The sequence below is a fragment of the Pseudomonas sp. LW8 genome (assembly GCF_041956865.1).
GTDB classification, from domain to species: Bacteria; Pseudomonadota; Gammaproteobacteria; order Pseudomonadales; family Pseudomonadaceae; genus Aquipseudomonas; species Aquipseudomonas siliginis.
Genome location: NZ_CP168138.1, coordinates 3,648,480 through 3,671,151, shown reverse-complemented (window position 1 = coordinate 3,671,151; position 22,672 = coordinate 3,648,480). Strand labels below are relative to the sequence as shown.

The window sequence follows — 22,672 nt, the reverse complement described above, 5'->3', positions numbered from 1 at the left end:
AAGATTTATAGCGGATTTACCGCTGTTGGCAAATATAAAGTCCGACTAATTGATATGGCGAAAAGCACCGAAGGTCGGCTCACCGCCCGGGCACTGCACTTTTTCGTAATCGGCGGCTCTATGCATGGCCAGGATGCGGTGACTCCCGCCGCACAGGAATGTGCCTGTCCGAGACTTCATGCCGAGTGTTTTTGCCCTGATCACCGTCGCTCACCGCCGCCCGTGCCTGCTGCTGGCCTGCCTGTTGTCGCTGTTGCTCAGCGGCTGCAGCCATCAGAACGGCAATGGATTTTTCAATCAGATACGAGAAGGGCAGCCGCAGGAATTTCTGCAGACCAGCGTCGACCGCATGGCCACCCTGGCGATGCGCGACAACCTCGACAGCCTTTACCGGCTGATGGGCAAGCTCTACCTGCGCAACCCGGAAGAACTGCGCAAATCCGGTTTCCTCACCGTCAACGCCGCCGTGAAACAAGTGCGCCTCGCCGTCGAGCAACAGCAGCCGTTGCCCGTGCTGGGCGGGCGCAAGGATCTGGCGGCGCTGAGCTATGCGATGAGTCCGGAATTCCTCGGCGACCGCGTCGGCGCCTTCATCTATGCGATCGGCAGCATGCTGGTTACCGCCCACGGCAATCGCACCGAGTTCTACATGACCGACGCGATCAACCCGACGTTCGTGCACAACGCCGCGCGCAACATCGAAAAAGCCATGTGGATTCTGTCGCAACGACAAAACAAGGAAGGCCAGCCGTTGCTGTTCTCCAACGAAATCTCGGAGGAGGGCAGCAACCTCAGCTTCGCCACCGAATTCAGCAAAATCGTCGCGCGCCTCGACCTGCTCACGCAGATGCTCGATGAGCGCTATCGCAGGATCGGACTGAATTACGCGCAAAGCCTCTTGTTCTTGAATTTCCTGCCGGTGCAGTGAACCCGGCAAGTTTTCTGTAGCGCCAGGGGCCACTGTGGGAGCGAGCCTGCTCGCGAAAGCGTTGCATCATTCAACTCATCGGTCGGCTGACACCCCCTTCGCGAGCAGGCTCGCTCCCACAGGGATCTGCGGTAAATTCGATATGGCATAACGATAGACCGCATCGATATATGTGGTTATAAGAAAAATCGCTATGCTGCGGGCCAGATTTTCCTGTCGTTTTCTGGACGTTTGAATGGAATTGGCAAATTTCGGCCTGGTGATTGCCGGGCTGGTGGTGGGGTTTATCGTCGGCATGACCGGTGTCGGCGGTGGTTCGTTGATGACGCCGATCCTGCTGTGGTTCGGCATCAACCCGGCGACGGCGGTGGGTACGGACCTGCTGTACGCCGCGATCACCAAATCCAGCGGCGTCCTCGTTCACAAAAAAAACAAGAACATCGACTGGGCGATCACCGGCTGGCTGACCCTCGGCAGCGTGCCAGCCGTGGCCATGACCCTGTGGTTCCTCAGCACCCTGCACACCGCTCCGGACGCGATGAACGCCATTATCAAACAGGCGCTCGGTTTCGTCCTCTTCGCCACGGCGCTGGCGATTTTCTTCAAAAAACGCTTGCTCGAATTCGCCCACAAACGCGCGGGTGGCAACTACAACCCGAGCGGTTCGCGCCTGAATATCATGACGGTGATCACCGGTCTGATCCTTGGCACCATGGTCGCCCTGACCTCGATCGGCGCCGGCGCACTCGGCACCGTCGCCTTGTTCATCCTCTACCCGCTACTGCCAACCCGGCGCCTGGTCGGCACCGAAATCGCCCACGCCGTACCCCTGACCCTCGTCGCCGGCCTCGGCCACGCAAGCATGGGCAACATGGATTGGGGCGTGCTGGGCTTCCTGCTGATGGGCTCGCTGCCAGGCATCTGGCTCGGCAGCCACCTGACCGGTCGCATCTCCGACGAAGTCCTGCGCCCGTGCCTGGCGACGATGCTGGTGTTGATTGGTTACAAGTTGGCGTTCTGATTCAGCCTGGAAAAAACACTTCCTGTGCAGCGGCCGTAGGGAGGTGCCGATGATCGCTTACGTCATGTTGCGCAAAGTTCTCCCTGACCTAAGCTTCTGACAGGGCAATGCCTTTTTGCCAGACGCCGCCGGAACAATCGCCACGATGCGCAATCAGTAGTGCGTGGATATCAAAAGGAGATGCGCATGCTCATCAGGTCCCTGACCCTGACCCTCTTGCTGGCAATCGCCGGCCCCCTGTTCGCCGCTGACAGCGATTCACCCCTGGCCGGGGACGTGGGCCGCGCCCGCCCGCTGATCGTGATTGCGCAAAGCACCGTCGACCCGGTCTGGCTGAGCCTGAAAAAGTCACTGGAAGACCCGGCCAACAAAAAGGGCGTCACCGACCGCAACATCAAGGTCTACACCATCCTCAGCATGTCCGGCCAGCTCGACGGCAAGGACATGGGCCAGCAGGACACCATGGCCCTGCTGCGTTCGCTGAAGCTCGGCGCGGGGGCTTATCCAAAAGTGTTCCTGGTTGGCAAGGACGGCGAAACCAAGCTCTCCGCCTCGGGTGATGAAGCCAAGGCATTGAGCCTGGCGAAAATCTTCGAAACCATCGACGCCATGCCCATGGCCGAAAAAGAAGCCGCCGCTGCGGCCGCCGCCGCACAAACGCCTGCCGCCACCGAGCCGGAACCGGCCAAAGGCGCTAAGGGCAGCAAACCGGCGAAACCGAGCAAACCGCCGCAGATGCCGGATGATTGATTGCGCGTTGCGTGAGTGAAGCAAAATCCCTGTGGGAGCTGGTAGACCAGCTCCCACATTTTTTTGTGAAGTGCACAGTTCAAATGTGGGAGCGAGCCTGCTCGCGATAGCGGTTTTTCAGGCGCTGAAAGGTGACTGATCGAGCGCATTCGCGAGCAGGCTCGCTCCCACAAGTCATCTTCTGATCGAAAGTTGTTGCAGCCTGCGACACCTCCAACGTTAACCGAGTGAAAACTTGATCCTGTAGGAGCCGCAGAAGGCTCGGGCTGCGATCTTCTGCTCTTAATCCGCCAACGCCGCGAAAACTGTGTGCGCAATCTTCACCCGTTCGGCATTCGGGTAATTCTTGTTGGCAAGAATCACAATGCCCATGTCCCGCGACGGCACAAACGCCACATACGCGCCAAAGCCCCGTGTAGAACCTGTTTTATTGAACAGCACATTGGCCGGCTCAGCTTGCGGTGGGGTCAGCCACTCGACTTTGTGAGGTTCCATGGCCATGGGGGTCGAGTTGCCGTTTTGCAGTTTTTCCAGGGTGATCGGGTAGGCGTAGCGTTCCCAGCCCAGGCCTTGGGTCATGTCGCCGACGCGGTAATAACCGATGTGGGTGTTGGCGATGGCTCGGTGCAGATCAGGCGCAAGGCTGGCCGGTTTCAGTTGTGCCTGGACGTAACGCAGCAGGTCGGCGGCGCTGGTTTTGATGCCGTAGGCTTCGGCGTCGAGGGCGCCGGGGCTGACGCGTACCGGTTGGTCGGCGCTGTCGTAGCCTTGGGCGTAAAGCTTCGACTGCGCTGACGGTACGCTGAGGAAGGTGTGCTGAAGGCCGAGTTTCGGCAGCAGGGTTTGCGTCATTGCCTGGTCGAACGGCTGGCCGAGGCTTTTCGCCGTCAGGTAGCCGAACAGGCCCAGGCTCGGGTTGGAATACAGGCGATGGCTGCCGGCGGGAAATTGCGGTTTCCACTGTTGGTAATAGCCGAGCATCTTGTCGGAAGAATCCGCCTCGGCAGGAAATTGCAACGGCAGACCGCCAGCGCTGTAGGTGCCCAGTTGCAGCACGCTGATGTTGTCGAAGGCGCTGCCCTTGAGCTCAGGCCAGAGCTGGCTGGCCTTGCTCGACAGGTCGAGTTTGCCGGTGGCCTGGGCGTAACCGGCGAGGGTGGCGGTGAAGGTTTTACTCACCGAGCCGACTTCGAACAGGGTGTTTTCACTGACTTTTTGCCCGGTGTCTTTGGCAGCGACTCCGTAATTAAAGTAATGCGCCTGGCCATTCAGCGTGATCGCTACGGTCAGCCCCGGGATGTTGTTTTGCTGCATCACCGGGGTGACGGCTTGGCTGACCAGTGCCTGCAATTGCCCATCGGTCGGCGTTGCGGCATGACAGGCAACGCTGCCAAAGAACAGTGCGAAAGCGCTGTGGGAAAAGACCTTGCTCGGTTTGAAGGAACACATGAGTGAATCACTCTCCATGAGTGTCGTTTGTTGTATCCCGCTACACTGCGGGTGATTTTTTCATCGGGCGGCTGATCAGCGCGGTTAATTTAGGCACTTTGCCGACCTTCGACAAACGATGAAAACTCGCACGAAGCCTTAGAAAAATTTGGGACAACCCATGATTCGACCGCAACTGCCGCTCAACGCTCTGCGCGCGTTTGAAGCCTCGGCACGTCATCTGAGCTTCACCCGCGCCGCCGTCGAACTGTGCGTAACGCAGGCAGCGGTCAGCCATCAGGTCAAAAGCCTGGAAGCGCAGCTCAACCTGACCCTGTTCAAACGCCTGCCCCGTGGTCTGATGCTGACCAGTGAAGGCGAAACCTTGCTGCCGGTGCTCAGCACCTCATTCGACCACATTGCGCAGATGCTCGAGCGTCTGGCTGGTGGGCAGTATCGCGACATGTTGACGGTCGGCGCGGTGGGCACGTTTGCCGTGGGCTGGCTGTTGCCGAGGCTGGCGGACTTTCGGGCGAAATATCCGCTGATCGATTTACGCCTGTCGACCCACAACAACCGGGTCGATGTGGCGGCGGAAGGGCTGGATTACGCGATTCGGTTCGGCGCTGGCGCCTGGCATGGCATTGAGGCGACACGCTTGCTCGATGCGCCGTTGTCGGTGTTATGCGTGCCGGAGATTGCCCGGCAACTGCACGCGCCGGCGGACCTGTTGCAGCAGACCTTGCTGCGTTCCTATCGCACTGATGAATGGCCGCAGTGGTTTCAGGCGGCGGGCCTGGCGACCCAGGCTGCGCCACCGCAAAGCATCGTCTTCGATTCTTCACTGGCGATGATGGAAACGGCGTTGCAGGGCGGCGGCGTGGCGTTGGCGCCGCCACTGATGTTCGCCCGGCAACTGGCGGCTGATGCGATTTGCCAGCCGTTCGCGATCGAGATCACCACCGGCAGTTACTGGCTGACGCGGTTGCAGTCGCGAGCGGAAACGGCGGCGATGAACGCGTTCAAGGCGTGGTTACTGCAAGTTTCTGCCTGACACAACCCCCCCCCTTGTGGGAGCGAGCCTGCTCGCGAAAGCGGTGCATCAGCGACAGCACTATCGACTGACCTGACGCCTTCGCGAGCAGGCTCGCTCCCACAATTGAAATCAGCGGCGCCTGCTGGATCACCGCACCAGACACGGCCGTTTGTTATCGAATTTCCACCCCGGAATCAGGAACTGCATCGCCACGCTGTCATCCCGCGCGCCGAGGCCCATGCCTTTGTACAGTTCGTGGGCCTTGGCCACTTGATCCAGATCCAGCTCCACGCCCAGTCCCGGTTTCTGCGGCACTTGCACGCAGCCGTCGACAATTTGCAGCGGTGCCTTGGTCAGGCGCTGGCCGTCCTGCCAGATCCAATGGGTGTCGATGGCCGTGATCTCGCCCGGTGCCGCAGCGGCGACGTGGGTAAACATCGCCAGAGAGATATCGAAGTGGTTGTTGGAATGCGAACCCCAGGTCAGGCCCCATTCGTGGCACATCTGCGCGACGCGTACCGAACCCTGCATGGTCCAGAAGTGCGGGTCGGCCAGCGGGATGTCCACTGACTGCAACTGAATCGCGTGACCCATTTCGCGCCAGTCGGTGGCGATCATGTTGGTCGCGGTTTTCAGCCCGGTGGCGCGGCGGAATTCAGCCATGACTTCGCGACCGGAATAACCGTTTTCCGCACCGCACGGGTCTTCGGCGTAGGCGAGTACGTGATGCTGATCGCGGCATAGACGAATCGCCTCTTTCAATGACCATGCACCGTTCGGGTCGAGGGTAATCCGCGCGTCGGGGAAGCGTTCGGCCAGTGCTGTGACCGCTTCGATTTCGGCATCGCCGCTGAGCACGCCGCCCTTGAGTTTGAAATCCTTGAAGCCGTACTTGGCGTGCGCCGCCTCGGCCAGACGCACGACCGCTTCGGCGGTCATGGCTTTCTCGTGGCGCACGCGGAACCAGTCGTTGTCGGCGTCCGGTTCGCTGCGGTAGGCGAGATCGGTTTCGTGCTGATCGCCAACGTAAAACAGATAACCGAGCATCTTCACTTCGTCGCGTTGCTGACCTTCACCGAGCAGCGCCGCCACCGGCACGTCCAGATGTTGGCCGAGCAGGTCGAGGAGAGCGGCTTCCAGGCCGGTGACCGCGTGAATGGTGATGCGCAGGTCGAATGTTTGCAGGCCGCGGCCGCCGGCATCGCGGTCGGCGAAGGTCTGGCGCACCTGGTTGAGGATCTTCTGGTAGGTGCCGATGGGGCTGCCGACCACCAGATTGCGCGCGTCTTCCAGGGTCTGGCGAATGCGCTCGCCACCGGGCACTTCGCCGACGCCGGTGTGGCCGGCGTTGTCCTTGAGGATGACGATGTTGCGGGTGAAAAACGGCCCGTGGGCGCCGCTCAGGTTGAGCAGCATGCCGTCGTGACCGGCCACCGGAATGACCTGCATGTCGGTGATGATCGGAGCTTTGGCGGTGTCATGAACAGTCATTATTGTTTTCCTTGTCGAGACGAAGTCAGGCGTGTTTCGGCGCGGCGTCGGCCACAGCCTTTTCAGCAGCGGGTTTCGGCGTGGTGCGCGCGGCGAAGACGATGATTGCGGCGATGATCGAGGTCGCGGCCAGGCCATAGAGGCCGCCCTGAATCGAGCCGGTGTGTTGCTCCAGCAGGCCAAAAGTGGTCGGTGCGACGAAGCCGCCGAGGTTGCCGACCGAGTTGATCAGCGCGATCACTGCCGCCGCGATGCGTGCATCCAGATAAGCCTGGGGGATCGGCCAGAACAGTGACGAGGCGGATTTGAAGCCCAGCGCCGCAAAGCAGATCGCGACGAAGGCAAAGATCGGCCCGCCAGTGGTGGACATGAACATCCCCGCTGCGGCGATCAACAGGGCGGTGGCGACCCAAGCTTGTTGATGTTTCCACTTCGCCGACAGCGAGGCGAAGGCGTACATGCCGACGATCGACAGCAACCATGGAATCGAGTTGAACAGGCCGACCTGCACGTCGCTGAGTTCGCCCATCTTCTTGATGATGCTCGGCAGCCAGAAAGTCGCCGCATAAATGGTCAACTGAATGAAGAAGTAGATCAGGCAGAACAGAATGATCTGCCGGTCCTTGAGCAGTTTGCCCAGCGACGGCCGGATCGGCGTCGCGGCTTCGCGGGCCTTTTGCTCGTCGTCGATGGCGCTGACCAACGCATCCTGTTCGGCGCGGCTCAGCCATTTCGCGTCGTGGGGTTTGGCGTCCAGCCAGAACCAGACAAACACGCACAGGCACACCGAGAACATCCCCTCGATGAAGTACATCCATTGCCAGCCGTGCATGCCCAGCCCATTGATCTGCAGGAGCAGACCGGACAGCGGGCCGGAGATCAGCGAGGCCACGGCAGAGCCGCTGAGGAAGATCGCGATCGCCTTGCCGCGCTCGACGCCGGGCAGCCAACGGGTGAAGTAATAAATCACCCCGGGAAAGAACCCGGCCTCGGCGACACCGAGCAGGAAACGCAGAATATAGAAGTGGGTTTCGTTCTGGATGAAGGCCATGCAGGCCGCGACTATGCCCCAGGTGAACATGATGCGGGTCAGCCAGATGCGTGCGCCGACTTTCTGCAAAAGCATGTTGGACGGCACTTCGAACAGCGCGTAACCGATAAAGAACAGCCCGGCGCCGAAGCCATAGGCGGCAGCACCAATGCCCAGATCGGTTTCCATATGCGTGCGGACGAAGCCGATGTTCACCCGGTCAATGTAATTGACGATGAACATGATCACGAAGAGCGGCAGGACGTGGCGTTTGACTTTGGAGATGGCTGAGGCGAGCGTCGGGTCGACGCTGTCCTGCATCCCGGAGATGGAGGTTTTCACTGATGTTTCTCCCACTGATTATTTTTATGCGGGTAGGGCTGGGTGCTGCGTTGTTGCTAGACATCATACAACTGTAATTTTTTGTCCTACAAGTGGGGAGGGCGATCAAATTCTTCTGATTGTTCGGTTTTTTATGCGAAAACAGGATTTAAGCTCGTATTTATTGAATGTTGCGCCAGTCGAGCGGAGCGCCTTTTTGAGATATGAATGGTGATGCGTGATGGCTGGCTATTGAAAATATTCGACGTAATTGAGTGTTGTCATACAAGTAGATGGCCTATCGACCGCTAAAATCCATCTCAACCGTCATCCCGCAGTGCTACGATCGGCAAGCCCCGATCACCGGAACCGACCATGCAAGAAGACCTCGACGCGCCCGCGCGCAAACGCACGCACAACCTCGCTCATGACCTGGTGGAAAAGCTCACCCAGAGCATCCTGCTCGGACAACTGTCGCCCGGTGACAAGCTGCCTTCGGAGAACTCCATCGTTCAGGAGCACGGCGTCAGCCGCACGGTGGTGCGCGAGGCGATTTCCAAGTTGCAGGCCTCGGGGCTGGTGGAGACGCGCCATGGCATCGGTACTTTCGTCATCGAGCGCGCAGCGGAGCAGGGCCTGCGCCTGAATGTCGACACGGCGCTCGGTGTGCGCAGCATTCTTGAGCTGCGCATGGGCCTGGAGACGCAAGCGGCCGCACTGGCGGCGCAGCGGCGCAGTGAGCAGCAGGTCCAGCAGATGCGTCAGGCGCTGGATGACTATCAACGGCTGCTGGCGAACAACGACAGCTGCGTGGAGGCCGATCGGCGTTTTCATCTGCTGATCGCCGAGGCCACTGGCAACGCTTGTTTCAGCGAGATCATGCAGCACCTGGGCAGTGCGATGATCCCGCGCAATCGCCTGAATGCCGCCGAGCGCGGCGCGGCGGATCTGAGCAAGCTCGGGCACTTGGCCAATCTGGAACACGAGGCGATTCTGAATGCGATCAAGCGCCAGGACGCCGATGCCGCCCGCGCTGCGATGTGGCTGCACCTGACCAACAGTCGCGATCGCTTTATCGCCCAAGGCTGATGCCGCTGGTCTGATCTATCGCACGCCGTCAAAGGTCGCGCTTCCAAACAATACGCCCCGGATAATCCGGGCCAGTATTGTGAGGTGCAGCATGGCTGATGACTCGCTTGTTCCCGGTGGCATGGCGCCCACCGACCAGACCCGCCCCGTATCCGGCACTGACGAGCCGACCCTGAGCGATCACGACGCCCCGCCGGGCATGGACCCTGGCCGCGACCCATTGAGCGATGCCGACCGGCCGGATGACTGGAAGGATCCGCCGGATGACGACAATGTACCGCCGGCGGACGAGCCGACGCCGTTGTCGGATGATTTGCGCTGAAGTCCGGATGATCCGCTGAGTTCGCCGGCCTCTTCGCGAGCAGGCTCGCTCCCACAGTGGATGACACAAACTCCCTGTGGGAGCGAGCCTGCTCGCGAAGACGGCATCGGCTTCGCAGCAAATTACGGCCATGCTGCGAGTGCCAGACAAGATCGCCAGTCAACCAACACGCAAATCCCGCATCAACAACCCAAAGCGCAAATCCACCGCATCCGGAATCGGCACGTACACCGTATGCCCGTCCCCCGGCGCCACTTCGATCGCTTGCCCGCTGACACTCTGCAATTCATGCAGATCAAAATGGAAATTGCCCTTGGGCGTCATCAGTTCCAGATGATCGCCCACGGCAAAACGATTCTTCACTTTCACTTCGGCCAGGCGATCACGGCGCTCGCCGGTGAGCTCGCCAACGAACTGCTGACGCTCCGACACCGAACTGCCGTGTTGATAATTCTGATATTCGTCGTGCACATGTCGGCGCAGAAAACCTTCGGTGTAGCCGCGCTGGGCCAGCGATTCCAGATCCAGCATCAGGCTGCGATCGAACTCGCGCCCGGCCACGGCATCATCGATCGCCCGGCGATATACCTGGGTGGTGCGTGCGCAGTAGAAATGCGATTTGGTCCGGCCTTCGATTTTCAAGGAGTGCACGCCCATGCGCGTCAGCCGCTCGACATGCTGCACCGCGCGCAGGTCCTTGGCGTTCATGATGTAGGTGCCGTGTTCGTCTTCGAACGCCGGCATCAATTCGTCGGGGCGATTGGCTTCCTGCAACAGAAAGACCTGATCGGTCGGTGCGCCGAGGCCTAGCGTGGGCTTGGGCTGAAAGGTCTGGACGATCTCGCCGAGCTGGTTTTCCGTGGCTTCTTGCGCCGTGTACTTCCAGCGGCAGGCGTTGGTGCAGGTGCCCTGATTGGCATCGCGTTTGTTCATGTAACCGGAAAGCAGGCAGCGCCCGGAATAGGCCATGCATAGCGCGCCGTGCACGAACACTTCCAGCTCCATGCCCGGTACCTGCTCGCGGATTTCGCCGATCTCCTCCAGCGACAATTCGCGCGACAGAATGATCCGGCTCAGTCCCTGTTGCTGCCAGAACTCGACGCTCGCCCAATTCACGGTGTTGGCCTGCACCGACAGGTGAATCGGCATCTGCGCAAAGTGCTGGCGCACCAGCATGATCAGGCCCGGGTCGGACATGATCAGCGCATCCGGGGCCATCTCGATCACTGGCGCCAGATCTTTGAGAAACGTCTTCAGCTTGGCGTTGTGCGGGGCGATGTTGACCACGACGTAGAAGCGCTTGCCCTGCGCCTGCGCCTCACGGATGCCCAGCGCCAGGTTGACATGATCGAACTCGTTGTTGCGCACCCGCAGGCTGTAGCGCGGCTGGCCAGCGTAGACCGCATCGGCGCCGTAGGCGAAGGCGTAGCGCATGTTTTTCAGGGTGCCGGCGGGGGCGAGAAGCTCGGGGGCGATGAGAGTCTGCATTTGGATGTCGGTCGCAAAAGCCGCGCAGGGTAGGGCAGCTGTTGCGAGGGTTCATTGATCTGGATCTATGCTCCATGAATAAACATGGCACTCGCGCGCCCGGCGGCTGACTAAGTGGGGCGGGCGTGCGTGACGCCTGACTGACATGGACCGGATATGAACGAAAAGAGTCTGCAATTCAAATCCCTGACAGTGCTGCTGGTGCTGGTCACGGTGGCCTTTATCTGGATTCTGTTGCCGTTCTACGGCGCGGTATTCTGGGCTGTCATCCTCGGCATTCTGTTTGCGCCGGTACAGCGCAGGTTGCAGCAGAAGTTCGGCTGGCAACGCAACGTGACGTCGCTGTGCACCTTGAGCCTGTGCCTGGTGGTCGCGATTCTGCCGGTGATCATCGTCAGCATCCTGCTGGTGCAGGAAGGGGCGACTGTCTACAAGAACATTGAAAGCGGCGAGCTGGACATCGCTGCGTATCTGGCGCAGTTCAAACACAGCCTGCCGCCTTACTTTCAGCACTTGCTCGACCGCTTTGGCATGGGCGAGCTCGACAGCTTGCGCGAGAAGATCGTCAAAGCGGCGATGCAGGGCAGCCAGGCGCTGGCGACTCAGGCGTTCAGTTTCGGTCAGGGCACGTTCGAATTCGTGGTGAGCTTTTTCATCATGCTCTATCTGCTGTTTTTCTTTCTGCGTGACGGCCCCGAGCTGGCGCGCAAGATGCGAACCGCCGTGCCGCTGGAAGAAAACCACAAGCGCCGCCTGCAACTGAAGTTCAACCGCGTGGTGCGCGCGACAGTCAAAGGCAACGTGGTGGTGGCCGTGACCCAAGGTGCGCTGGGCGGGCTGATTTTCTGGTTTCTCGACATTCCCAGCGCGTTGCTCTGGGCGGTACTGATGGCGTTTCTGTCGCTGTTGCCAGCGGTGGGCGCGGGGATTGTCTGGGCGCCGGTGGCGGTGTACTTCCTGCTCAGCGGCATGATCTGGCAGGGCGTGGTGCTGGGCTTGTTCGGCGTATTCGTGATCGGCCTGGTCGACAACGTGCTGCGCCCGATTCTGGTCGGCAAAGATACGAAAATGCCCGATTACCTGATCCTGGTCTCGACCCTTGGCGGCCTCGCGGTCTTCGGCCTCAATGGCTTTGTGATCGGGCCGCTGATTGCCGCATTGTTCCTGTCGAGCTGGGCGCTGTTCGTCGAGACCAAGCCCAAGGTGCAACTGCCTTAAGCATGAAACGTGCTGCTGGCGACCTGTTGCGACAAGGCCTGCGCCGCTGGTAACGAGGTGAGCGGGCCGCTGATCGGCTCGCCATCGCGCACCAGATACCAGCAAGCGAGCAAACCGGATGCACGCAGCGAAGCGGGAACTGCGCTGCCGATGACCGACATGATTTGAACCTGTGCCATGGGAAAACCTCCATCAAACTGATGGGGCTACCTTAGGGATTTGCCGGCACGACGGACAATCAACGCTTTCGATAGTGGTCATTGATGCCAGTGAGGTCTGGCGTCATTCGACCACTTGATCGAGCATGTGCATGACTTCGCGCTCATTGAGCAGGCCCTTGTGCACGAGGTTTTCGGCGAGCAGGGACAGCAGCTTGGCGCAGCGATGGCCTTCCAGGTGCTTGAGCTCGGTGAGCGCGCTGTACACCTTGCTCGAGGTGCACAGACCGACGATGCGGTGCGGGTTTTGTGTGGGCATACAGTCGTCCTTGTTGTTATCGATCTGTTGTTTACGGACGGATTCAGATTGCGGTTCCGTCATGACAAAGCGGTGACCGTTTGATGAAAAAAATCTCTACGGTCGATTCCATCATGCCGACTTTAGCTGCTCAAACTGTTCTCACAGCGACCCTGGCGAGATTTTTTCAGACGTTGGCCGACCAGCGGTCATAAAAAAGCCCCGCTTGAAAACGGGGCTCTGTGTTGCGCTTACCAGCGTGGACCGCCGTAGTAGCCATGCGGGCCGCCGTAGTAGCCGTGGGGGCGACCGTAATAACCACGAGGCGGGCCGTAATAGACGGGGGCCGGCTGCACGTAGACCGGTTGTTGTACATACACCGGCGCCGGCTGGTAATAGACCGGTGGCGGCGGTTGCTGCACGTAGACCGGTTGCGGCTGAACATAAACCGGCTGCTGCTGCACGTACACCGGCCGATCCTGGTTGATCAGTGCCGAGCCGATGATGGCCGAGCCGACGATCGCGCCAAACACTGCAGGGCCCTGCCAGCCATGGCCACCACCCGCTTCAGCCTGGCCGGTGACGGCGAGTGCGCCAATCAACAAAGCCATGATGGGAAGTTTACGAATCATGATAAGTCCTCGGTTCTTCGACCCGGCGCCGCGGCCTGAGTCAGGCCCACAGTTGTCGCGGGGATACAGCTAAGACAGCAAATTTGCGAAATTCAGCACAGCCGCTGGGTAAATTTTGTGTAAGGTCTGTACCGGCTTCTTTACCCGGCTACGCGGCGCCACAAACAAGCCCAAATGATGATTCAGAACCCGGTGGGCTGGCCAATCCCGTCCATCCGAAAGTGCGTTTGAAGGAGAAGTTTCATGCAGATGAACCCGAACAAAGACACCCAATTGTGCATGTCCCTGTCCGGGCGGCCGGGGAATTTCGGTCTGCGTTTTCACAACCATTTGTATGAACAGCTGGGCCTGAACTTCTACTACAAGGCGTTCAGCAGCCAGGACCTGACCGGCGCGGTCGGCGGCATCCGGGCACTGGGCATTCGTGGCTGCGGCGTGTCGATGCCGTTCAAGGAAGCCTGCATTGCGCTGGTCGATGAGCTGGATGCGTCGGCGGCGGCGATCCAGTCGATCAACACCATCGTCAACACTGGCGGCCACCTCAAGGCCTACAACACCGATTACATCGCCGTCGCGCAATTGCTGGAAAGCAACGCGGTGCCGAAGGATTCCACCTTCGCCCTGCGCGGCAGCGGCGGCATGGCCAAAGCGGTGGCCAGCGCCCTGCGCGATGGTGGCTACAAGAACGGTTTGATTGTCGCCCGTAACGAGCGGGCCGGCCGCGCCCTGGCGGATTCGCTGGGTTATCGCTGGCAGGCCGAGCTGGGTGACGAGCGCCCGCAGATGCTGATCAATGTCACCCCGGTAGGCATGGACGGCGGGCCGGAGGCGGGGCAACTGGCGTTCGAGCCTGAAGTGATCAAGGCGGCTGAGACTGTATTCGACGTGGTGGCGATCCCTTCGGAGACGCCGCTGATTGTGCGGGCGCGGGCCGAGGGCAAGCGAGTGATTACCGGGCTTGAGGTGATTGCGATTCAGGCGCTGGAGCAATTTGTCCTGTACACCGGGGTGCGCCCGAATGAGGCGCAGTTTGCGGCGGCGGTGGATTTTGCGCGTAGCTGATTGATCTTTTAGTGGCTGGGCTGGCCTCTTCGCGAGCAGGCTCGCTCCCACAGGTTGAGCTGGAATGCGATTGAATGTGGGAGCGAGCCTGCTCGCGAAGGCCGCGCTGCGGTTCTGGATCACTATCTATAATCCTCGCCAGCACGCACAGATGTGCCCACCACAAAAACCATAACCGAGGCCGCCCATGCATCCGCCCATCCTCAACCTGAACGAGGTCGAACTCGAAGCCCTTCCCGAAGCCCTGGCCCCTGAAGGCGACACTGCCGGGCGTTATCAGCAGCGTATCGCGCGGATCGGCCAGCAACTGGGTGCGCAGAAACTCGGTTATCGCCTGTATGCGCTGCCAGCGGGCATGCGCGGCAGTCCATTCCACAGCCATCGGGTCAATGAGGAGATGTTCTACGTGGTGGCCGGGGAGGGCGAGGTGCGGTTGGGAGGTGAGCGTTTTCCGATCCGCGCCGGTGATGTGATCGCCTGCCCACCGGGAGGACCGGAAAAGGCTCACCAGATCATCAATACCAGCGCGGATGAGCTGCGTTATCTGGCGATCAGCACTCAGCAGCAGCCGGAGATCTGCGAGTATCCGGATTCGAACAAGTATGCGGTGATGGATAATTTCACGGTGGATGCCGAGGGCAAGGCCTCGGGCTTTGTCGCTGTCGCGCGGCAGGTGGATGGGGTGGATTATTGGGATGGGGAATAACATCTGAAATTCGCAGATGTCCCCTGTGGGAGCGAGCCTGCTCGCGAAGGCGGCAGGTCATTCGAGGTCGTGGTGACTGACACTACGCTTTCGCGAGCAGGCTCGCTCCCACAGAGGTTCTGTTGCGATTATTCGAGGCGGGCCAGGCGTTCTTCCAGTGCGGCGATCCGCGCTTCCAGTTCTTCGATACGCTCCAGGGAAACACCAGCGCTCGAGCGCTCCCCAGGATTTTGCCGCGCCGCCAATATCGCCTCGATATCCGCCGGGTCGCCCAGGGCATGGGTATAACGATCCTCACGCTGCCCGGCCTGACGCGGAATCAATACCGCCAGACCGCGTGCGATCAGCCGTTCAAGCTGATGAACCACCTGCTCGGCGTCCTCGAACTCGTGCATGCGCCCGCTGCGGGTCAGCAGTTCGTTGACGGTCTGCGGTCCGCGCAGAAACATCAAGCCAGTCAGAATCACCTGTGCCGGCACCAGCTCCAGCGCCTTGTCTACCTTGTGCTCCCAGCGGTCGGCACGGCTGCCCATGACCAGCCGGGTGAAACCTCGACCTTCCAGCGCCCGCAGGCTCTGCCCGACCTGACCCTGATTGAGGTTCATCACCGGCTCGCGACTGGTTTTCTGATTGCAGGCCAGCACCAGCGCGTTGAGGGTCAGCGGATAGGTTTCCGGGCTGGTGGCCTGTTTTTCGATCAGCGCACCGAGAATGCGGATTTCCGTGGCATTTAACCGTGGCTGTTCGGAGGTGGATTCTTGTTCGTTGCTCATCGCGCGTTCCCTCTGCAGTCGAAGCCGCCTAGCCTAATCCTTGCCAAACAAAAGGCAAGCCGTGTGCTCATCAAGCATGGCTATAATCGCCACCACGTATTACCCAGCCATCACATGAGACTGCCATGACCATTTCACTGTACGCCGCATCCGTCCCGGTTTTTCAACAAATGCTCAACGCCCTGAGCGATGTGCTGAAAAAGGCCGAAGCCCACGCCAGCGCGAAAAACATCGACCAGAGCGTCTTCCTGCAAGCGCGTCTGTACCCGGACATGTTCCCGCTGGTGCGTCAGGTGCAGATCGCCGTGGATTTCGCCAAAGGCGTGTCGGCGCGTCTGGCCGAAGTCGAACTGCCGAAGTACGACGACACTGAAACTACCTTTGCCGAACTGCAAGCGCTGATCACCAAGGTTCTGGCCTTCATTGGCGAGATCAAGCCAGAGCAGATCGACGGCAAGGAAGGCATCGAAATCGTGACCCGTCCGGGCACGCCGAAAGAGAAGCGCTTCAGTGGTCAGGCGTATCTGCTGACTTACGGCTTGCCGCAGTTCTTCTTCCACGTCACCACCACCTACGCGCTGCTGCGTCATAACGGCGTTGAAGTGGGCAAGCGCGATTACATGGGCGCGTTCTAAACACCCGGATACGAAAAAGCCCGCCAAGGTTCGCGCCTTGGCGGGCTTTTGTTTTTCTGTGGGAGCGAGCCTGCTCGCGAATGCAGCGTATCAGGCGATATTAATGCTGAATGTCTCGCCCCTTTCGCGAGCAGGCTCGCTCCCACAAGGTAAGGCGGTTACGCCGTACGCTGAGCTTTTTCTTCCTCGCCCAGGCAAGCCGCCGCTGTAAACAGCACGTCAGTCGACGAGTTTAGCGCGGTCTCCGCCGAATCCTGCAGCACGCCAATAATGAAGCCCACCGCCACGACCTGCATGGCAATCTCGCTCGGGATGCCGAACAGGCTGCACGCCAGCGGAATCAGCAGCAGCGAACCACCGGCCACACCCGAGGCACCACACGCGCAAATGGCTGCGACGACGCTGAGCAGGATTGCGGTCGGAATGTCCACAGCGATGCCCAAGGTGTGCACCGCCGCCAGGGTCAGCACGGTAATGGTGATCGCCGCACCGGCCATGTTGATGGTCGCACCCAGCGGGATCGATACCGAGTAGGTGTCTTCGTGCAGACCCAGGCGCTTGCTCAATTCCAGATTGACCGGAATGTTCGCCGCCGAGCTGCGGGTGAAGAACGCGGTAATGCCGCTTTCACGCAGGCACATCAGGGTCAGCGGGTACGGATTGCGGCGCAGCTTCCAGAACACGATCAGCGGGTTCATCACCAGCGCGACGAACAGCATGCAGCCCAGCAGCACTGCCAGCAGGTGCGCATAGCCGAGCAGCGCGCCGAAACCGGAGGTGGCCAGTGTCGACGCGACCAGGCCAAAGATGCCCAGCGGCGCGAAGCGAATGACCACGCGGACGATCACGGTGACGCCATTGGACAAGTCACCCAGTACCTCGCGGGTGGTGTCGCCGGCATGCCGGATGGCAATGCCCATGCCGATCGCCCAGGCCAGAATGCCGATGAAGTTGGCATTCATCAGCGCGCTGACCGGGTTATCGACGACGCTCTGCAACAGGCTTTGCAGGACTTCGCCGATGCCGCCAGGCGCAGTCACGGCAACGTTTTCGGTCGATAGCACCAGATTCGACGGGAACGCCATGCTGGCGACCACGGCCACCACCGCAGCGCTGAATGTCCCCAGCAGGTAAAGGAACAGGATCGGCCGGATGTGGGTTTCCTGGCCGTGCTTGTGGTTGGCGATCGAGGCCATCACCAGCACGAACACCAGAATCGGCGCCACGGCTTTCAACGCCGAGACAAACACCTTGCCGATGAACGCGGTGGACTTCGCCAGCTCCGGTGCAATCAGGGCCAGGGCAATACCGGCGATCAGACCAATGACGATCTGGCTGACCAGACTCAGGCGTTTCAGGCGTTGCAGTAACGAAGGGGATGAAGCGGTCATAGCGGCATCTCTGTTTTTTATAGGGTGCGAAGCGTCGTGGGCAGTCACGAAACGCCTGTCGAAGTGACATCAACGCCGCCAAACGGCACGTTGAACAGCTGTACGATTTTCAGGGCGCGGACTTTATCACAGCGTAGGCGTGAACCTTCAGGCCTGTGACGATCTGCCACCGGATCGGCCCGGCAGATCGGCAGTTTTGGGCAACTCAGTGCGGACGCAGTCTGTTAAGCTTCGCCATCCTCATTTTCAAGTTCTGCCAGCGGGCCTCCGGGTCATCGCTGGTGTCGTCGTTTTGCTGGAGTTGCGCATGCTGTTGCCTATTCTTCTGTTGTCCGCCGCCGGGTTCACGGTGCTGACCACGGAATTCGTCATTGTCGGCCTGTTGCCGGCGATCGCCCGAGACCTCGAAGTCAGCATCCCGCAAGCCGGGCTGCTGGTGACCTTGTTCGCCTTTACCGTGGCGCTGTTCGGCCCATTCCTGACCGCGTATTTCGCCCGTTTCGAACGGCGCAAACTGTTCATCAGCATTCTGATCATGTTCGGTCTGGCCAATACCGTTGCAGCGTTGGCGCCGAATATCTGGGTGATGGCCATCGCGCGCTTGATTCCAGCGTTGGGTTTGCCGGTGTTCTGGGCTTTGGCCAGTGAGACGGCGGTGGACATCGTCGGCCCGGATTTCGCCGGCCGCGCCATCGCCAAGATCGGCTTCGGTATTGTCTGCGCCACGGTGTTTGGCATTCCGGTCGGCACGCTGATTTCCGATGCGTTCGGCTGGCGCAGCGCATTCGGCATTCTGGCGTTGATCGCGTTTGCCAAAGCCTTGCTGCTGTTTGTCTATCTGCCGAAAACCAGTCTGCACCAGCATCAGGTCAGCTTCCGTTCGCAGTTCAAGATCCTGCGCAGCCCGCTGATGCTCGGCCATATCTTGTTGTCGATTCTGGTGTTCAGCGGCATGTTCACCGCTTACACCTACCTTGCTGACATCCTCGAACGACTTGCCGGATTCAACGGCACCGTGGTCGGCTGGTGCCTGATGGCGTTTGGCGCAGTCGGCCTTATCGGCAACTCGCTCGGTGGGCGAGCGGTGGATCGGCATCCGCTGGGGGCGTCGGTGTTGTTCTGTGCGTTCATGATCGCGGGCATGGTCTCGCTGGTGCCGAACATTCATTCGCCAGTCGGCCTGGCGGTGGCGATGGGCATTTGGGGCGTGACCCAGGCGGCGTTGTTCCTGGTTAGCCATGTGCGCCTGATGAAAGCCGCGCCGGAAGCGCCGGCCTTCGCCGCGTCGCTGAACATCGCCGGAGCCAATCTCGGCATCGGCCTGGGCGCGATGGTCGGCGGCCGGGTGATCGACAGTGCCGGGCTGGGCTTTCTCGGCTTTGCCGCTGCCGGCTTCATTTTGCTTTCGGTGTTCCTCGCCATGGTGCTGATGACGCTGAAGCCGCGTGAAGTCTGCGCTTCATAACCCGGTAAACAGCTCGCGTCGGGCGCCCTCGGTAATCGCTACGATGCCAGGGTGCTTGACCTTGCGCTCCACCGAGATGGCATAGAACGACTCGCTCACGGCGTCGGTCTGGCCGATCAACTCGACGCCGTACTGGCGCTTCACTTCCTCGGCAATCACGCTCGGGCCAATAAAAATCCCGCTGCCGGATTGGCCGAAGGCCTGCATCAAAGCACTGTCATCGAACTCGCCGACAATCTGCGGCTGGATCTGCTGTTCGGCGAACCAGCGCTGCAAACGGCTGCGCACCACGGTTTCCGCGCCGGGAATCAGCAACGGTGCGCCGTGCAGGCTGCGCGGGAAATCCTGGCCATACTGCGCGGCAAGTTCGGCGGTGGCGAAGAAGCTGATCCCGCACTCACCGAGCTTCTGGCTGTAGCCTTTGATGTCCAGATGCGAAGGCATCGGGCTGTCGGAAATCACCAGATCCAGACGCTGGATGGCCAGATCAGCGAGCAGACGTTCGAGTTTGTCTTCGCGACAGGTGATGCGCAGCGGCTCGCTCAATTCCATGGTCGGCGCGATCAGGCGATAAACAATGGATTTGGGCACCACGTCGGCCACGCCGACGCGAAAGAGGATCTGCTGCTCGTTGGGCTGCGCTCGCAGCATCAGCTCCAGCTCGCCGCCCAGTTGAAACATCTGCTCGGCGTAGGGCAGGGCCTGGCGCCCGGCTTCGGTGAGTTCCAGTTGTCGGCCAACCCGGCGAAACAATTCCACGCCATAGGTTTGTTCGAGCAGTGAAATCTGTCCGCTAATGGTCTGTGGCGTCAGGTTCAGCTGCTCGCAGGCGCGGACGATGCTGCCGGTTTTGGCCACAACCCAGAAGTAATGCAGTTGTCGGTAATTGAGCATAGTGATGGCCACTTCGTGAAAACCGAAGTATAGCCGCTAAAAATACGAATTTTCCTGAAGTGTTCATCTCCCTAGAATGCCCAGCCATCGACGGCCGGTGTGCGCGCCTGTCTGTTCATTCGAAGGAAACCTTATGAAATACACATTTCCCGCAGTGATGTTTGCGTCTTTACTGGTTCTGGCCGGTTGTGATCAGGCGGAAAAAAGCGCCCAACAACTGATGGGCGCGGCGGCTGAAACTGCCAAGCAAGCGATCGACGACACCCATAAAGCCGCCGAGCAAGCGCTCAGTGATGCCACCGGTGGTTTGATCGAGAAAAAAGAAACGCCGGAAAAACAGGCGGAAGAATCCGAATCTTCCTCCAAGACCATCTAAACCGTCTTACACAGAGTCAGGACTGACCCATGGAATATCTGTTAGAACTCGCCGCCAGCCCCACCGCTTGGGTTGCTTTGGCCACACTGGTGGTAATGGAAATCGTGCTCGGCATCGATAACCTGATCTTTATTTCGATCCTGACCAACAAATTGCCCGAACAGCATCGGCAGAAGGCGCGTCGTATCGGTATCGGCATGGCCCTGATTCTGCGTCTGGCCCTGTTGAGCACCATCGCGTTCATCGTGCAGTTGACCGAGCCTGTGATCGAAATCCTTGGCCAGGCGTTCTCCTGGAAGGACATGATCCTGATCGCCGGTGGCCTGTTCCTGGTGTGGAAGGCCACGACCGAGATCCATCACAGCATGGACCCGTCGCCGGAAGACCCGAAGACCGCGACTTCGACCGTAACCCTGGGTTTTGCCGCGGCCATCGGTCAGATCCTGATGCTCGACATGGTGTTCTCGATCGACAGCATCATTACCGCTGTCGGCATGACCGAACACTTGCCGATCATGATCATCGCGGTGGTGGTGTCGGTGCTGGTGATGCTGCTCGCGGCTGATCCGCTGGCCAAGTTCATCAACGACAACCCGACCGTGGTCATGCTGGCGCTGGGCTTCCTGATCATGATCGGCATGACGCTGATCGCTGAGGGCTTCGGCGCTCACGTACCGAAAGGTTATGTGTACGCGGCCATGGCGTTCTCGGCCGGTATCGAAGTGTTGAACATGCTGTCGCGCCGGGCGAAGCAGAAGAAGGTTGCTCAGCAGGCGTAATTGCTGAGAACACAAAAAACCGCCTAGGCTGGTTGAGCTCAGGCGGTTTTTTTTCGCTTTGGTGTTGGGGGGTGTGGTTTAGAGCTTGCCCCTCATCGGAACGCCGCCCGCCCACCCCTCTCCCGAGGGAGAGGGAGCCGATTGGGTGGCTTTTCAGATCCTGAGTTCGGCTGCATATTTCACGTCGACCTAATTCGGAAGAACAACCCGGTCAGTTCCCTCTCCCTCCGGGAGAGGGCTAGGGTGAGGGGCTCTTGATCTTCAATGCGCAGCAGCGTGCCGCACTGGATGCTTCTCTGTTTTCTCAACCGGCATCGTCTGCACCGGATGATGCCGCCGCGAAATCCGCAGCACACCCCACAACATGGCAGTCGCCACGGCCAGCCAGCCGGTTATCAACATCACAATGGTCATGGTCAGGCTCATTGGTGCCTCCTCTTCGCCCTGCATCGGGCGCCTGCTTTTCGCAATTCGCTCTATTTCAGTGACAGTCTAGTCAATGGGGTGTTTCAAGCTATTGACCAAAGGTCGTTAGTGACCAATCAGTTTGCTCTATGCAATCGCCCGCTCTGCCGTTTAAGGCTATACCTCTGGCGGGTGCGGCTCTATGATCGCTGGCGTTGCCGGAACACGATGACCGGCGTCTGGAAGAGAGTGATTGATGGTGCAGGTATTTTCTCGAGTGCGCGGAGCGTTGCTTGCCGGCGCTTGCGCGGTGGTGCTGAGCGGATGTGCGGGCAACGTAGCGCCAGAAGTCAAACGCTTGCCGGAGCGAGTTGAACTCAGCGGCACCTTCTATCGTGGCGAAGCCAACCAGAGTGGGCCACAGGTGCTGGCCAGTCTGCTGTCGCAACAAGGCATCGTCATCACCCCGGGCCTTCTGGAAAAACCGCTGCACTTGCCGGGGGCTGAGGACAAGCTGCAGCAGAACATGCAGAACCTCGCCCGCGAATATGGCCTGGTGGTTTATCCGCTCGACAGCCAGCTGCCAGCCTTGCTGACCCAGGTCGCGGCGGGCTACCCGGTCATGGTGCGTTTCAGTGAAGGTTCGGCATTCTGGGCCGAGCCGCGTTACGCGATCCTGTCCGGCTACGACCGCAACAAACAGAAGGTCCTGCTGCGCGCCGGCATGAATCGTCGGCAGTTGATGGATTTCGGCAGCTTTCAAGCAGCGCTCGAAAAGGCCGGTGGCTGGGCGATCCTGATTCAGAAACCGTCGCAGATCCCGGCAGCCGTCGACCGCTCCCGTTGGCTGAAAGCCGCCGATGAACTGGCGCAGGCCGGTGAAGAAAACGCTGCGGCGCAGGCGCGAAAGGCTCTGGCGGCGCAATAAACCTCCGTTCGTCATCTGCCGGGCACGACTGCGCCGGGCCGGCCTCTG

Annotated in this window: 25 protein-coding genes; 14 read left to right on the top strand and 11 right to left on the bottom strand. The window is 60.1% G+C overall.

All coding sequences use genetic code 11. The features are described from left to right. Positions 1-178 precede the first annotated feature (178 nt). From AB9L16_RS16565 to AB9L16_RS16555, 3 genes are all read left to right on the top strand, one after another. Entirely contained in the window at positions 179-928 is a 750-nt protein-coding gene (locus tag AB9L16_RS16565; RefSeq protein WP_056788708.1) for a hypothetical protein, read from the top strand. A 235-nt stretch (positions 929-1,163) separates the two neighbouring features. Continuing rightward, positions 1,164-1,949 (top strand): sulfite exporter TauE/SafE family protein, encoded by a 786-nt coding sequence (locus tag AB9L16_RS16560; protein WP_125927590.1) that lies wholly within the window; start codon positions 1,164-1,166, stop codon positions 1,947-1,949. A gap of 186 nt (positions 1,950-2,135) precedes the next feature. Continuing rightward, complete coding sequence (locus AB9L16_RS16555; RefSeq protein WP_016775365.1) at positions 2,136-2,699, top strand: DUF4174 domain-containing protein; 564 nt, start codon at positions 2,136-2,138, stop codon at positions 2,697-2,699. A gap of 282 nt (positions 2,700-2,981) precedes the next feature. Here the strand turns inward: AB9L16_RS16555 and ampC are convergent, their stop codons facing one another. Next, positions 2,982-4,148: a class C beta-lactamase gene (gene ampC, locus AB9L16_RS16550; RefSeq protein ID WP_375122409.1), complete on the bottom strand. Its 1,167-nt coding sequence runs from the start codon at positions 4,146-4,148 to the stop codon at positions 2,982-2,984. 160 nt (positions 4,149-4,308) lie between these two features. Between ampC and AB9L16_RS16545 the strand changes: the two genes are divergently transcribed. Next, a complete protein-coding gene (locus tag AB9L16_RS16545; protein ID WP_056788727.1) occupies positions 4,309-5,181 on the top strand; it encodes a LysR family transcriptional regulator in 873 nt (290 codons plus the stop codon). A gap of 129 nt (positions 5,182-5,310) precedes the next feature. On the opposite strand, the gene gudD is transcribed toward AB9L16_RS16545, so the two are convergent. After that, positions 5,311-6,654 carry a glucarate dehydratase gene (gene gudD / locus AB9L16_RS16540; protein ID WP_252876598.1) on the bottom strand — a complete coding sequence of 448 codons (1,344 nt, stop codon included), beginning with the start codon at positions 6,652-6,654 and terminating at the stop codon, positions 5,311-5,313. 25 nt (positions 6,655-6,679) lie between these two features. Next, a complete protein-coding gene (locus AB9L16_RS16535) occupies positions 6,680-8,026 on the bottom strand; it encodes an MFS transporter (protein WP_024013478.1) in 1,347 nt (448 codons plus the stop codon). Positions 8,027-8,380: 354 nt separating this feature from the next. Here AB9L16_RS16535 and AB9L16_RS16530 point away from each other — a divergent pair, with 354 nt between their 5' ends. Beyond that, the gene (locus tag AB9L16_RS16530; RefSeq protein WP_016775357.1) at positions 8,381-9,094 is read left to right on the top strand and encodes a FadR/GntR family transcriptional regulator; all 714 of its coding nucleotides are present in this window, start codon (positions 8,381-8,383) and stop codon (positions 9,092-9,094) included. A gap of 91 nt (positions 9,095-9,185) precedes the next feature. Beyond that, positions 9,186-9,416, top strand: a complete 231-nt coding sequence (locus AB9L16_RS16525) for a hypothetical protein (protein ID WP_122603100.1) — start codon at positions 9,186-9,188, stop codon at positions 9,414-9,416. 159 nt (positions 9,417-9,575) lie between these two features. Here the strand turns inward: AB9L16_RS16525 and yegQ are convergent, their stop codons facing one another. Next, a complete protein-coding gene (yegQ, locus tag AB9L16_RS16520; RefSeq protein WP_375122408.1) occupies positions 9,576-10,904 on the bottom strand; it encodes a tRNA 5-hydroxyuridine modification protein YegQ in 1,329 nt (442 codons plus the stop codon). A 156-nt stretch (positions 10,905-11,060) separates the two neighbouring features. Here yegQ and AB9L16_RS16515 point away from each other — a divergent pair, with 156 nt between their 5' ends. Beyond that, a complete protein-coding gene (locus tag AB9L16_RS16515; RefSeq protein WP_041477173.1) occupies positions 11,061-12,122 on the top strand; it encodes an AI-2E family transporter in 1,062 nt (353 codons plus the stop codon). On the opposite strand, the gene AB9L16_RS16510 is transcribed toward AB9L16_RS16515, so the two are convergent. The 3 genes from AB9L16_RS16510 to AB9L16_RS16500 form a co-directional block, all read right to left on the bottom strand. After that, the gene (locus tag AB9L16_RS16510; RefSeq protein WP_041477171.1) at positions 12,119-12,301 is read right to left on the bottom strand and encodes a hypothetical protein; all 183 of its coding nucleotides are present in this window, start codon (positions 12,299-12,301) and stop codon (positions 12,119-12,121) included. The two genes, AB9L16_RS16515 and AB9L16_RS16510, sit on opposite strands and share 4 nt — an antisense overlap. 103 nt (positions 12,302-12,404) lie before the next feature. Beyond that, positions 12,405-12,599 (bottom strand): hypothetical protein, encoded by a 195-nt coding sequence (locus AB9L16_RS16505; RefSeq protein ID WP_016770691.1) that lies wholly within the window; start codon positions 12,597-12,599, stop codon positions 12,405-12,407. A gap of 230 nt (positions 12,600-12,829) precedes the next feature. Continuing rightward, the gene (locus AB9L16_RS16500) at positions 12,830-13,210 is read right to left on the bottom strand and encodes a hypothetical protein (protein WP_024013471.1); all 381 of its coding nucleotides are present in this window, start codon (positions 13,208-13,210) and stop codon (positions 12,830-12,832) included. 243 nt (positions 13,211-13,453) lie between these two features. Here AB9L16_RS16500 and AB9L16_RS16495 point away from each other — a divergent pair, with 243 nt between their 5' ends. Next, complete coding sequence (locus AB9L16_RS16495) at positions 13,454-14,272, top strand: shikimate 5-dehydrogenase (protein ID WP_252876596.1); 819 nt, start codon at positions 13,454-13,456, stop codon at positions 14,270-14,272. Between the two features lie 187 nt (positions 14,273-14,459). Beyond that, a complete protein-coding gene (locus tag AB9L16_RS16490) occupies positions 14,460-14,978 on the top strand; it encodes a cupin domain-containing protein (RefSeq protein ID WP_375122406.1) in 519 nt (172 codons plus the stop codon). 128 nt (positions 14,979-15,106) lie between these two features. Here the strand turns inward: AB9L16_RS16490 and AB9L16_RS16485 are convergent, their stop codons facing one another. Next, entirely contained in the window at positions 15,107-15,751 is a 645-nt protein-coding gene (locus AB9L16_RS16485; RefSeq protein ID WP_041477166.1) for a YceH family protein, read from the bottom strand. 125 nt (positions 15,752-15,876) lie between these two features. Here AB9L16_RS16485 and AB9L16_RS16480 point away from each other — a divergent pair, with 125 nt between their 5' ends. After that, positions 15,877-16,386, top strand: a complete 510-nt coding sequence (locus AB9L16_RS16480) for a DUF1993 family protein (RefSeq protein WP_041477165.1) — start codon at positions 15,877-15,879, stop codon at positions 16,384-16,386. 158 nt (positions 16,387-16,544) lie between these two features. Here the strand turns inward: AB9L16_RS16480 and sstT are convergent, their stop codons facing one another. Further along, on the bottom strand, positions 16,545-17,777 hold the full coding sequence (gene sstT / locus AB9L16_RS16475) for a serine/threonine transporter SstT (RefSeq protein ID WP_375122405.1): 1,233 nt from the start codon (positions 17,775-17,777) through the stop codon (positions 16,545-16,547). Positions 17,778-18,084: 307 nt separating this feature from the next. Between sstT and AB9L16_RS16470 the strand changes: the two genes are divergently transcribed. Next, positions 18,085-19,242, top strand: a complete 1,158-nt coding sequence (locus AB9L16_RS16470; RefSeq protein ID WP_024013467.1) for an MFS transporter — start codon at positions 18,085-18,087, stop codon at positions 19,240-19,242. On the opposite strand, the gene nhaR is transcribed toward AB9L16_RS16470, so the two are convergent. Then, entirely contained in the window at positions 19,237-20,136 is a 900-nt protein-coding gene (gene nhaR / locus AB9L16_RS16465; protein WP_016775345.1) for a transcriptional activator NhaR, read from the bottom strand. The genes AB9L16_RS16470 and nhaR overlap by 6 nt on opposite strands. A 133-nt stretch (positions 20,137-20,269) precedes the next feature. On the opposite strand from nhaR, the gene AB9L16_RS16460 reads away from it, so the two are divergent. Then, on the top strand, positions 20,270-20,512 hold the full coding sequence (locus AB9L16_RS16460) for a hypothetical protein (protein WP_024013465.1): 243 nt from the start codon (positions 20,270-20,272) through the stop codon (positions 20,510-20,512). A gap of 29 nt (positions 20,513-20,541) precedes the next feature. Next, the gene (locus AB9L16_RS16455) at positions 20,542-21,291 is read left to right on the top strand and encodes a TerC family protein (RefSeq protein WP_016775343.1); all 750 of its coding nucleotides are present in this window, start codon (positions 20,542-20,544) and stop codon (positions 21,289-21,291) included. A 261-nt stretch (positions 21,292-21,552) separates the two neighbouring features. Here AB9L16_RS16455 and AB9L16_RS16450 read toward each other — a convergent pair whose 3' ends face one another. Beyond that, positions 21,553-21,717, bottom strand: coding sequence for a hypothetical protein (locus AB9L16_RS16450; protein WP_375122404.1), 165 nt, complete (start codon positions 21,715-21,717; stop codon positions 21,553-21,555). A 235-nt stretch (positions 21,718-21,952) separates the two neighbouring features. Here AB9L16_RS16450 and AB9L16_RS16445 point away from each other — a divergent pair, with 235 nt between their 5' ends. Continuing rightward, positions 21,953-22,624, top strand: coding sequence for a peptidase C39 family protein (locus AB9L16_RS16445; protein WP_252882310.1), 672 nt, complete (start codon positions 21,953-21,955; stop codon positions 22,622-22,624). Positions 22,625-22,672 lie beyond the last annotated feature (48 nt).